At 41.8% G+C, this 12,694-nt stretch carries 10 protein-coding genes; 2 read left to right on the plus strand and 8 right to left on the minus strand.

Annotation, left to right across the window (positions count from 1 at the left end):
* Window positions 1-89: 89 nt before the first annotated feature.
* Window positions 90-1,751, minus strand: a complete 1,662-nt coding sequence (locus tag FTU80_RS08405; protein WP_180084728.1) for an acyl-CoA dehydrogenase family protein — start codon at window positions 1,749-1,751, stop codon at window positions 90-92.
* 91 nt (window positions 1,752-1,842) lie between these two features.
* Here FTU80_RS08405 and FTU80_RS08410 point away from each other — a divergent pair, with 91 nt between their 5' ends.
* A complete protein-coding gene (locus FTU80_RS08410) occupies window positions 1,843-2,451 on the plus strand; it encodes a TetR/AcrR family transcriptional regulator (protein ID WP_180084729.1) in 609 nt (202 codons plus the stop codon).
* Between the two features lie 487 nt (window positions 2,452-2,938).
* Here the strand turns inward: FTU80_RS08410 and FTU80_RS08415 are convergent, their stop codons facing one another.
* The gene (locus FTU80_RS08415; protein WP_180084730.1) at window positions 2,939-3,340 is read right to left on the minus strand and encodes a hypothetical protein; all 402 of its coding nucleotides are present in this window, start codon (window positions 3,338-3,340) and stop codon (window positions 2,939-2,941) included.
* A gap of 1,030 nt (window positions 3,341-4,370) precedes the next feature.
* Between FTU80_RS08415 and FTU80_RS08420 the strand changes: the two genes are divergently transcribed.
* Window positions 4,371-5,891 (plus strand): catalase, encoded by a 1,521-nt coding sequence (locus tag FTU80_RS08420; RefSeq protein WP_111884100.1) that lies wholly within the window; start codon window positions 4,371-4,373, stop codon window positions 5,889-5,891.
* An 82-nt stretch (window positions 5,892-5,973) separates the two neighbouring features.
* On the opposite strand, the gene FTU80_RS08425 is transcribed toward FTU80_RS08420, so the two are convergent.
* The 6 genes from FTU80_RS08425 to hcaB all read right to left on the minus strand — a co-directional run bounded on the left by FTU80_RS08425 (window position 5,974) and on the right by hcaB (window position 12,692).
* Window positions 5,974-7,029, minus strand: a complete 1,056-nt coding sequence (locus FTU80_RS08425; RefSeq protein WP_078192767.1) for an MBL fold metallo-hydrolase — start codon at window positions 7,027-7,029, stop codon at window positions 5,974-5,976.
* 60 nt (window positions 7,030-7,089) lie between these two features.
* Entirely contained in the window at window positions 7,090-8,031 is a 942-nt protein-coding gene (locus FTU80_RS08430; RefSeq protein ID WP_078192768.1) for a cation diffusion facilitator family transporter, read from the minus strand.
* A 231-nt stretch (window positions 8,032-8,262) separates the two neighbouring features.
* Window positions 8,263-9,165 carry a DMT family transporter gene (locus FTU80_RS08435; RefSeq protein ID WP_180084731.1) on the minus strand — a complete coding sequence of 301 codons (903 nt, stop codon included), beginning with the start codon at window positions 9,163-9,165 and terminating at the stop codon, window positions 8,263-8,265.
* Window positions 9,166-9,598: 433 nt separating this feature from the next.
* Window positions 9,599-10,834: a 3-phenylpropionate/cinnamic acid dioxygenase ferredoxin--NAD(+) reductase subunit gene (hcaD, locus tag FTU80_RS08440; protein ID WP_180084732.1), complete on the minus strand. Its 1,236-nt coding sequence runs from the start codon at window positions 10,832-10,834 to the stop codon at window positions 9,599-9,601.
* Between the two features lie 11 nt (window positions 10,835-10,845).
* The gene (locus FTU80_RS08445) at window positions 10,846-11,808 is read right to left on the minus strand and encodes a 3-carboxyethylcatechol 2,3-dioxygenase (RefSeq protein WP_180007135.1); all 963 of its coding nucleotides are present in this window, start codon (window positions 11,806-11,808) and stop codon (window positions 10,846-10,848) included.
* A gap of 65 nt (window positions 11,809-11,873) precedes the next feature.
* Window positions 11,874-12,692 carry a 3-phenylpropionate-dihydrodiol/cinnamic acid-dihydrodiol dehydrogenase gene (gene hcaB / locus FTU80_RS08450; protein ID WP_078192772.1) on the minus strand — a complete coding sequence of 273 codons (819 nt, stop codon included), beginning with the start codon at window positions 12,690-12,692 and terminating at the stop codon, window positions 11,874-11,876.
* Window positions 12,693-12,694 lie beyond the last annotated feature (2 nt).

The raw sequence follows: 12,694 nt of genomic DNA on the forward strand, positions 1-12,694 counted from the left end.
AGTTAGTCCCATGTCCATAAAAAATTGTTTTCCCACATTATTCCCATCTCCAAAACCCTCTCCCATTAAGAGAGGGAAATACATTGTATTTAACTTGCGAAAGCCCGTTCCAACAAACGCTCTACATCGACCATTTTGGCATCCAACATCCCCACCACTTGCCCGTGTTTAGCGCTATAACGGCTTTGAATAAAACCATTTGCTACATAATCAGGCGCATAGCGTTTCAATAACACCGCTTGTGCAAGTACCGTTAAACGACTGACCAAACTGCGCCCCATAAATTGTAAATCTTCAGGCGATTGATGGAACAACCTGAACAAGTCCTGCAATTCTGTTTGCAAGCTTTCATCTGTACTTGCTGTACTGGCCAAATCTTTAAACAGCACCTCAATAGATTCAGGATCACGCCCAATCGCGCGCAGCACATCTAGGCACATGACATTGCCTGAACCTTCCCAAATGGTATTCACAGGTGCTTCTTTAAAAATGCGCGCCATGATGCCGTTATCAACATAGCCATTGCCGCCAAAAACTTCCATCATCTCACCAGTTAGTTCGACTGCACGTTTACAAATCCAAAACTTAGCTGCTGGGGTCAAAATGCGTTTCCATGCCACAGACAAGGCATCATCTGATTCATAGCACTGCGCCAAATGGAAACTGAGCTGCGTCGCTGCTTCACTCTCTAAAGCCAAATCTGCCAAAACTGCACGCATTAAGGCTTGTTCAATCAAATGTTTACCAAAAGCCTGACGCTGACGGGTATAAGCAATGCATTGCACCAAAGCTTGACGCAGCATGGCGCTCGAACCGATCGAACAGGTCAGACGGGTATAATTCGCCATTTCAATAATGGTCGGAATGCCACGCCCTACCTCACCAATCATGATGCCCCATGCATTTTTGAATTCGACTTCGGAACTTGAATTACTTCGATTACCGACTTTTTCTTTTAGGCGCTGTACCTGAATATTATTCTTCGTGCCATCTTCCAGCCAACGCGGTACAAAGAAACAGGCCAAGCCATCTTGTTCGGTTTTTGCCACCACCAAATGCGCATCACACATCGGTGCAGAGAAAAACCATTTATGCCCCGTGAGTAAATAAGCTTTGCCTCGTCCTGTTTCTGCCACAGGCACAGCTATAGTTTCATTAGCACGTACATCTGAACCGCCCTGCTTTTCGGTCATGCCCATACCGAGCCAAATCGACTTTTTCTGCGCAATCGGCACGTCACGTTCATCATATTCAGTCGAAAGCAGTTTCTCTCCAATTTTGGCCCACAGTTCAGGTTCGCGCTGAATGAGTGGAATACTGCCGAGCGTCATTGAATTTGGACATAAATTGCCGCACTCGACCTGACCTGCTAAATAAAAACGTGCTGCCCACTCCACCCATTTTGTCTTGGAATTTGGCTGATTAAATGGATGTGCATGGGTATCAAACTGGCGGTTGAGTCCCATCCATTTATGCCATGAAGGATGAAACTCGATAAAGTCAGTACGGCGACCTCGCGCATCGAAGGCATGTAAAATTGGGGTATGTTTGTTGGCTAAAGCCCCATGCTGAAAGTATTCACTCGAACCTGCCACTTTGCCCATTTCGCATAAAGTCGGCTGATCATGGCTGCTGCAGCGTTTTAAGATTTCATGTAAAACCGTATCGCTTAAAAATAGATTGTAGTTTTCTAGTTCATCAAATTGGTTGCTGATTTGATGCGTCATCCATGGCTGTTCTAATATATTCATCGTCTATATTTTCCACTTGTTCTTGTTGGCTTTTCATTTCAGTATAGAGAAAATTTAAAGCATAGACGTTCGGTTTTCAGCGCTTAACAATATGAAGAATTCAGCCATTCAGATACGGCGTAAGCCGCGTCAATCACGTGCAAAGCTCACCCAAGAAGCCTTACAGGACAGTTTTGTTCGGCTTTTGCATGAGCGCCCTGCCGACAAAATTACCATTCGTGAAATTACTGATCTCGCAGGTGTCGGTTTAGGCACCTTCTATGAGTATTTTTCAAAAAAAGAAGATTTGATTGCGCTAACCATTCATTTGCATGTGAAACACAATGCCGAACAGATGAAAACTTATGCACAATCGCTGATGAAGTTATCCACAGATTTGGATTTTCAAGAGTATTTAAAGCAAATCATCCACTTCCAAATTGAGCAAATTCAAGCGCAGCAGTTTTTATGGTCACAGGTGTTTTTATTGGAACGGCGGATTTCAGATATTGAAAGTTACCGTAAAAGTTATGTCATGATGGTGCAAATGTGGCAACACATGCTTAAGCCTTTTATAAATAACGAGGAAAAGCTCAAGCCAATGGCTTTAAATATACAAAGAGTGTGTTATGGCTTTGTGTCGCAAAGCTTGTTGATCGTACCCAACTTTACTGAATGGGATGAATTAAAGCGAGATATAATTCATATGTTGCGCGATTAGACTTCGCGGACAAGTCTAATGATGTTTCAAATGCATCGGTGAATAAAATAAAGTCATGTTATTTACAAAAAATCGGCTCTTAAACCAGTTATTTTAGATATTTAGGAAATTCATTTTTACGGTAGAAGAAAATCATTCATCACTTGTTTCATCCGTCAATAAAAGTGCTTTAGAAGTTAAGCTTTTATTGCTAGCTTACTTATCTCATTTATACGCCTTTGCAATGCTGGCCAGTTGTAAGCTCTTTAAAAATTCAGCCGTATATTTTGGACTATGGCCTAATGCACCCCGATGATAGCCATTTGGGATCGCCTGATAGACTACTGGCAATTTTTATTTGCACACTTTCTGGTAATAACTTTGAGTACCAAGGTGATCTACAAATGGTCTGCGGCGCCTTAAACAAACATCAGTGTTACGGTTAGGGTCTTATATTCAATCGACTGCCGTTTTAAATAGCTTAGGGATGGCCTTAAGTCTGAATTTTTTAAAAGATTGGCTGAGGTGCTTGTTTTAACTCAGTTTGTAGTTCTGACAAACAGCGTTTACGGGCCTGATTTAATAAAGACTGCATATCTGGACTAACCAGTTGATTTACATTGATCGATGGATCTGCTGCGGCTGCTCCCAACAACACGATTGGGAAAAATGCCGCTACATTGGTATCTGGATTTGGATTGGTTTCTACGTATTCAGCAATACATTCATATTGATAACCACCCGGTGCCAAGGGTATTGCAGCTTTAAGATTCAATTCAAGCGCATCTTTTTGCCCCTGAGCTGCAACCGCAATCACAGCTGCACCAACTTGACTATGCCCCATCACCATCCAGTCTTTATTAAATTGCTTCGACTTGCAAGAATGCAGTGCATGTACAGAATGCACCAAATTATAAACTTAACTGACTACATTCATATAAGGGTGCAGTTTTGGCTTACCCAGTCCTTGATAATCTGTTGCAACCACTACATAGCCATGCCTCAAACAACTGTCGATTGCACCATCTATGACTAGTTGCAAAGTATATATAGGCCCATTGTATAACCACTTGAAGGAGCACTTGTATCAGCCACACAATCGTGCCATGTGCTCATGCCAATACGGTCCAGTCTTGTTTAAGTGCTTATTCTTTTGGGCGTAAAATATATCCCGAGGTCGAAATGGGTTCGCCATTAACCCCCTCAACTACGATATGCAATCATGTAAGGTTGCCTAGTATGTTGATATGATGTAGGAATCGATTCACGCTGGAGTGACAACACCTGACCTGACAACAATAAAGATAGCTGTACCAACTGGCATCACCCCATAAAAATTTATTTACAATTTTCTAAAACAACTTAGACCACTTGCCAATATTTCTTCAGCTGTATTTTTAGCTTATTTTAAGTATTAAATAATGTCTTTAATGTTGAAAAGCTCTGCAATATTAACAACATAAAAATGTCTTTCATTAACTAGAATTTGCCCAAAAAACCTATATTAAGGCCAAAATCCATAATAAAAATATGGATTTAATTAGTTCGTCCTGTTCTACCTGTCATAGCTATATATTTGAGTTTAATTCATGGATAAAATATTAAAACAAAATATATAAATAAATAATATAAATTCAATAACTTGATTCATCGAATTAACCATTTATTCAAAACTATTTTTCCATTTGTCAAAAGCCACAGAAAGCTTTAGAGTCAATAAGTATATAAAGATTTTTAAGCTTTTAACGGCTACAGTTTTATGACTTATCTTCGATTGATTGCTGCTTGAAAAATTTTAGATTGAGAGAAAAACTGTTGTCACATTGTCACTTTAAAATGAATTAACAAAACGGTTAATGTCATGTGCTGTTGAGCGTGTTATCAATTGAAGGGTTATAACTCCCAACTTTAATACATGATTATAATAATGGAGATACTCAATGAGCGACGACGTTAAAAAATGTCCTGTCACCCACCTAACAACTGATGCTGGTGCTCCTGTTGTAGATAATCAGAACAGTATGACGGCAGGTGCACGTGGTCCTTTGCTTGCCCAAGACCTATGGCTTAATGAAAAACTCGGTAATTTCGTTCGTGAAGTAATTCCAGAGCGTCGTATGCATGCCAAAGGTTCTGGTGCTTTCGGTACGTTTACCGTGACTAACGATATTACCCAATATACCCGCGCTAAAATTTTCTCAGAAGTTGGTAAAAAAACTGAACTTTTTGCTCGTTTCTCTACCGTAGCGGGTGAGCGTGGTGCTGCAGATGCAGAACGCGATATTCGTGGTTTTGCCCTTAAATTCTATACTGAAGAAGGTAACTGGGATTTAGTTGGTAATAACACCCCTGTCTTCTTCCTACGTGATGCTCGTAAATTCCCTGACTTAAATAAAGCAGTGAAACGTGATCCTAAAACCAATAAGCGTAGTGCAACTAATAACTGGGATTTCTGGACTTTACTTCCGGAAGCTCTACACCAAGTTACTATTGTGATGTCTGACCGCGGTATTCCAGATGGTTACCGTCATATGCATGGTTTTGGTAGCCATACCTTCAGTTTTATTAATGCTAATAATGAACGCTTCTGGGTTAAATTCCACATGCGCACTCAACAAGGCATTAAAAACTTAACCGATGCTGAAGCTGAAGCGATTATTGCCAAAGACCGTGAAAGCTCACAAACCGATCTGTTCAATGCAATTGAACGCGGCGATTTTCCAAAATGGAAAATGTACGTTCAAATTATGCCTGAACTTGATGCAGAAAAAGTACCTTATCACCCATTTGATTTAACCAAAGTATGGCCTAAAGGCGACTATCCGTTGATTGAAGTGGGTGAATTCGAACTCAACCGTAACCCTGAAAACTATTTCCAAGATGTTGAACAAGCCGCTTTTGCACCAAGTAACTTGGTGCCGGGCATTAGCTTCTCACCTGACCGTATGCTGCAAGCGCGTTTATTCAACTATGCTGATGCTGCACGTTATCGCGTGGGTGTAAACCATTACCAAATTCCTGTAAATGCACCACGTTGCCCTGTTCACTCGAACCGTCGTGATGGTCAAGGCCGTATGGATGGTAACTATGGTGCAACACCGCATTATGAACCAAACAGCTTCAGCCAATGGCAAGAGCAACCACAATACAAAGAACCACCATTGAAAATTACTGGTGATGCTGACTTGTGGGATTATCGTGAAGATGACAGCGACTATTTCAGTCAACCACGTGCATTATTCAACTTAATGAATGATGAACAAAAACAAGCATTGTTTAATAACACTGCTGGCGCAATGGGCGATGCACTCGACTTCATTAAATACCGTCATATCCGTAACTGTTACGCATGTGATCCAGCTTATGGTGAAGGTGTTGCAAAAGCATTAGGCTTAACTGTAGCGGATGCGCAAGCTGCTCGTGCAACTGATCCAGCTCAAGGTAATCCTGGCTTGCTTTAAGTTTTATCTTTGAATAAAAAAACCACCTTTTAAGGTGGTTTTTTTCTTGGCATTAAATATTCCAATTACCTTCTATTAATCCTTAAACAATCAATTTTTTGCCTTCATGCATGGTTAAAAATGGATTCATTAACTTTGATGTTTTTCGCATTGCATGATGTAAGTCATGTTCAGGTTGGTCTCTAGCTTCATCAGTCAACTGAAAAGTCCGATAATGCATTGCCAATGAACATTTTGACTGTAAATCTTTATGCGCCTGAAAAGCTTCTTCGGGATTCATGTGCAAATATTTCATTAAACGACGTGGCTCATAAGCTCCAATCGGTAATAATGCTACTCGGGGTGCACCTAAGCGTGTATGGATTTGTTTGAAATGTGCAGCATAACCCGTATCTCCAGCAAAGAAGAAATGTCCTGTACTATGCACGATGGAAAAACCTCCCCATAAGGCATGATTTTGATCTCGCCAACCACGACCTGAACCATGCTGTGCAGGCGTATAAACGATACGCAAATCTTCAAACATTTCCGATTGCCACCAATCAAGTTCAATGACATTGAAATGTGTGGGTAAATAATAAGCATTGCCTAAACCAGTATAAATCGGCATAGCAAATTGTTCATGTAACCAATTCAAGGTTGCTAAATCCATATGATCATAATGATTATGGCTTAGTAAAACCCCATGAATTGTAGGTAATTCTTCTAAGGCAATTCCTGCAGGACAAGCACGTCGTGGTCCAGTCCCTTGACGTGGGCCTGCATACTCCGCCCATACAGGATCGGTCAAAAAATTATATGGCCCAATTTGAATCAAAACCGTCGCATGTCCGACAAACCAAACCAACCAATCATCCATTTTAGCCAATGGCCGATTGTGCGGAATGCTACGCGAAGAAGCAAAAAACTGTTGGTATTCTTGCTCACGATCTACTTTCCATGTATCGCTTTTACGCGTCATGATCCATTTCAGCATATCTTTACGCGTAAACGCATCTGGATTTCGAAGGGTATTAAAGAATTTTTCCCCATTAAAATGGTCAGTTGCCAGATAATCAAATACAGGCTTCGTCCACGTATGTTTCATACAGCTTTTAGTACTGATTTGAAACTGTGCTGATTGAGTTTTTTGATTCATGTGTATTTAAAATTCATTCACTATGCTGACAAACCTTGCAAAGTATTTAACCTCGCAGACCTATTGATCAAGACGACCTTTCATGCGCTCAAGCCAAACCTTCCGAGATTGAGGCTTGACAAAGAGTGCCACAATTTCAGGATGAAGCTGTTTAATTTGTGCTTCAATTCTGTTGACACAAGCTTCTATATCATCTGACGTTAAATTATCTTTAAATTCAAGACTCAAAGATGCCAAAACTTGATGTGCACCCATCTGCTCTGTTAACACCCCATTGGCAGAATGCACTGCTGGATCTTGCTCTGCAACCATCAAGACATTATGCCTCAATTGTGGGTCAGCAGTTTCTCCCATGAGCAATCCTTTAGTCTCACGTGCAAGTAAAATTGCTGAAATAGCGAGTACAACCCCAATTAGAATTGATGCCAGACCATCAAGCATTGGCATATTCAGCGCGTGTGATAAATAGATACCGATCAGGGCAATAAACAGACCAATCAGCGCTGCTGAATCTTCAAATAACACGGTAAATGTCGTCGGATCTTTACTGCGTCGAAATGCTTCAAAATAGCCCTGTTTCCCTTTGATTTTACGAAATGCTTTCAATGCCACAAACCAAGAGGTCCCTTCACACAAAATCGCAATACCTAATACGATATAGTTAATCATCGGATTTTGCATTTCTTCGGGGTGATAAATATGACTAATCCCTTGATAAATCGACACGATCGCACCCAAAGCAAAGACCATCAACGCCACAATAAAAGCCCAAAAATACAGCTCTCTCCCATAGCCAAACGGATGGCGTGCATTTGCTGGCTGCTGCGATTTTTTCATACCGTAGAGCAGTAAGATTTCATTTAAAGTATCAACCACAGAGTGAATAGCTTCACTCAACATGGCCGAACTATTCGTGATGTAGGCAGCGACAAACTTCACCAGTGCAATCGCTAAATTGCCGAAGAGCGCTGCATATACCACGATTTTGTTAGATTCAGACATTTAAAATTGTCCTAAATTTATTTTTATCAAACAGATCTATTTGATTTTATAGCTCATTCCATAGTACTCAAACTGACTGTAGCTGTTGTTTGTTATTTTGTTGTTTTTACACCAACTGTCGATTGTTTCGACAATGCCATCATGTTCCATGTGAAACACGCTCTTTAGCGAAAAGGTATAGAACAAAAAAGGAAGCCGCAGCTTCCGTATAATTCTCTAGATGTACGAGGTTCAACGTACTTTATTAAAATATTGCTCGCGCCACTCTTTCCAAAAGTACATCACAATACCAAACATCACGACCACGATTCCAACAAAGGCATTGGAGCTAATATGTTCACTGTTCAACGTCGCTCCCAAAACCAATGCTATGACAGGTGTCATCACATTACTGAGTGACACCGTTGATGCCGCCAAACGTTTGATCAGCCAGAAGTAACACAGCATTGCCACAATGGATGACATGATCATGGTAAAGACAAATCCAATCATCGCACGGCCGCTTGGCAATTCGGTTGGAAAATGCTGCCAGATAAAAGGAATGATGAGTACCGAACCCAAGGCAGAAACAATCAGAGAACCGGTTGCCTGTGACATCGGCTTTAACGGTGCATTAATCTGCTTCACCCAAAAAATCGAACTAATATACGACACCATGCTGATTAGCATCAGTACAACGCCAATTGGATTGACTTTGCTATCAGCAGAATCTGCAAAGACAAAAGTTAGACCTCCCACTGCAACCGCCATGCCCAACCACTGCAAAGCGACCAATTTATGTGTTTTTAAAATTACATGCCCACTCAAACCGGCAATTAAGGGTGAAAAACCAAAAATCAGTGCCATTAAACCAGAGGTGAGATAATTGGCTGCGAGATAAATAAATAACTGTGCACCAATCAAATTTAAACTCCCTGCCACATAACTTTTTAATGAGGTTTCATCAAACGGCAAAGGATCACGCATCAATTTCAATAGAAACAGCGCAATAATAGATGCGCCGAAGTAACGGATAATCAACACCCACATCGGATGTATTTCCTGTACACTCCACACAATCGCGAGCGGCGTCGTCGCCCAAATCAGTACCAAAAGAGCATATATACTTGCCGTCAGCGGCAGTGAAGATTTCATTTCATTCTCAAATTTGATTGTTCTAACGACTTAACCTGAAACCCACTATTCAGATCTGGAACTACTCGTAAGACCAGTAACTAATAAAGTTTAAGACCAATTATTGCTCTCCCCTTTATCAACTAAATTGGAGGCGGTATGAATGCCACCGATCGTTTGGGGTATAAGGACTTCTCTTCAAACGATCAATAATCTCCCCTAACCCCTCTTTAAAAAAAGAGGGGGAATCATCCAAACGAAATCCATTCTTCACAAAGACTACTCCCTCCTTTGAAAAAGGAGGGCTGGGGGGATTAAAACCGTTGAATAGATCTACATAAGCTAAAACTATATACATGGACTACAAAATAGCTTTATAAGTGCGACGCTAAAACTAAAGACATAAAAAAACAGACCTACGTTACCGCAAGTCTGCTCCTCTTAGACATTCAGCTTACTTTACAAGTTTACGTAAATCTTGGCTTAAATCTAAATATTTATCCGCTTCAAACGCCGCATTCTTGCTAATCAATTTTTTCAAATGACGCATCTCTTTTGCAGCATTCACCGTAATACCACCAACAATGACACCGTCAGTTACACCAAACAATACAAATGAAGACTCAGCCGCCAATCCAGGATTAACTTCGCCACGTGCAATCCATTCGCTTGCAGCCATATCACCTACAAATTGATAGTTGATATTTAACTGATCTGTCCAGAACCACGCTGGATTTGGGGTTGGATGTTCAACACCCATTACATGACGAGCAAAGATACCTGCTTGCAAGTTCGCATTTTCCCAAGTTTCGACACGACGGTGGTTACCACAGTCACGAAGCTGAGTCGCAACGTCACCCGCTGCATAAATATCTGGATGCGAAGTTTGGCAGTTATCATTCACTTTAATGGCAAAATCAACGTCTAAACCTGCATCAACCGCAAGTTGAGCATTTGGCACAATGCCAATACCATAGATCACTGCATCGGCACGAAGTTCTTCACCGCCTTCAAGCGTGATCACCACTTCTTCGCCATCAAGCTTACAGTCAGCAATAGAAGTCGAAAGACGAACATCTACACCTGCAAGACGTTGCTGTGCCAATAAGAATTCACTTAAAACACGTGGAGATGAACGACCCATGACCATCGGACCCATTTCAATCACGGTCACGATACAGTCTTTAGAACGTGCTGAAGAAGCAAGCTCAAGACCAATCACACCACCGCCGATCAATACAATACGGCGACCCGCTTGTAATACAGGCACCAATGCTTGTGAATCTTCAAGGTTACGTAAGGTATAAACGTGTTTACCCAAAGCATCGAAATTCGGTAAACGGCGTGCTGCACCACCGGTTGCTAGAAGCAACTTGTCAAATGCAACAATTTCGCCATTTTTCAGTTCAACTGTTTTTGCATCGCTATGGATTTTCACAACGCCATTGCCACGAATATGTTCAACACCGAGTTCTGCCAATTTTTCTTCTGACAGAATTTCGATTTTGGTCTCTTCAGGTTTTAGAATTACGTCTTTAGACAAAGGCGGACGTTCATAAGGAAGATGTGTTTCATCACCCACCAAAATGATTTTGCCTTCATACTTGTTCGCACGGAGTTCTAAAATGGCGCTAGCACCAGCTTGACCAGCTCCAACAATAACGATGGTTTCGATACCATTTTGGCTCATGGGTTTGTTCCTTATTTCAATTCTGCAGATACGATGCCGAAGCCCGCAATCCACTCACTAATATCTTCGTAGCAATGTGTTGTCATGTCGTATTCGCCCACTTCATGTAGTGCAGCAAAAGCAGCCATCCAAGAACGAACTTCTTGACCGCCACGACCGCCTTCAACACGAATTTCAGCTTCAGTCATCGCTTCAATGGCAGCAAAGTCAGCTTTGGCGAAAGTATCAAGCAATGCACGATCCCATTCTGGGTTTAAAGGCACTGCGACAGAAGTATCACCCGCTGCGAGTTTTTGACCGACAGCAATGATTTTGCCTTGACGTGTATTACGTGCCTCTTCAGTTGGATTACGACCTGCAATCAGGAACTCTTCCACTTCTGGTGGAACTGAACCCATTTGCGGCGTTGGTGGATCATGAGACAAACCACCTGTACCCAAAACAAGTACACGTTCATTCTCTAAGTTCAATGATTTAATGAACTGACCGACTGCACGACCCAAAGCGACTGTACGCTTGGTTGTTGGCATCGGTGCAGCTGCACCATTGATAAAAATTGGAATCGTTGGATAACGATCAAGCTTGCCACCACAAAGGAAATGTAATGGTTGAGTCACACCGTGGTCTGCCTGCATACGATAAGAGTATGCAACATCGACACCTTCATCCAATACGCGACGAACCAGACTAATTGCTGTTTCTTCAGGCACATTAATGTGGTCATTGTCTTTACCATAATCCCAATCACCTGCTGCTTTGGCACGAATACCGACGCAGAAAGATGGCATGAGGTCATAGAAGAAACCATTGAAATGGTCTGGACCAAAAGTAATGATCAATGTTGGATTATAGTCTTCAACTTCTTTAGCAAGTTTGGCAAAAGTTTCGCGAACTTTTTCCTCTTTGTATTTCTCTTGCGGAGAAGCGAATTCCATTAGGGGACTGTGCGATGCACAAATAAGTTTAACGGCCATGGGTGACTCCTAAACGGAAGGCAGCCAAGACGGCTGCCGAGTAAGTCCTTTACGTATTTGGCGAATTAAATCTCGTCAAAGAAGCCAGCACGTGGTTGACGTAAACCACGGATACCCAGACCACATTCAGCATTAATTAAAACACCAGTTAATGGGCGGTTGTTTTGACGAGAAGCCAATAACACGTATGAACCAGTCATATCTTCAGGTTCGGGTAAGAAATTGAGCGGCATGCCGCGTGCAATCTTCTCAGGATCACGTGCATCGAGTAGACCGAGGTTTTCTTGGCCTAAAGAAGCAGCGCCTTTGATGTTGACATTCATACCCGACGGAGCAACAGCGTTCACTCGTACTTTAGGCGCAAGCTCGTAGGCTAATTCTTTCATGATCCCAACGCCAGCATGCTTAGACGCTGTGTATACAGGGCCTCCGCCTGCCGAATACAGTGCTGAGTTAGACAAAGTAAATATGATAGAACCTTCCGAAGCTATCAATGCATCAAGTGCAGCTTTGGCACCTAAGATGAGAGATTTGGTGTTAATACCCATAATCTCATCAAAAGCTTTTTCCAGCTGTTCACCCGATGTATTGACGATATCTGCGTAATGATCCCAGATACCTGCGTTTCCGACGAAACAGTCAAGTTTGCCATAATGTTCTACAGTTGCTTGAACTGCACGAACATTATCCTCATAGCTGGCTACATCTCCTGCGATCGCAAGCACGCGGTCACCAAAATGTTCTTTCAATGCATCAACTTTCGATTGAGAACGTTGAAGAACAGCAACTTGTGCACCTTCTTCTAAGAAACGTTCAACCAATGCCCAGCCTAAGCCTGAACCACCACCGGTAATAAGTGCAACTTCGCCTTGTAGCCAACCCATGA

This window comes from Acinetobacter sp. YH12145 (assembly GCF_013418335.1).
GTDB lineage: Bacteria > Pseudomonadota > Gammaproteobacteria > Pseudomonadales > Moraxellaceae > Acinetobacter > Acinetobacter amyesii.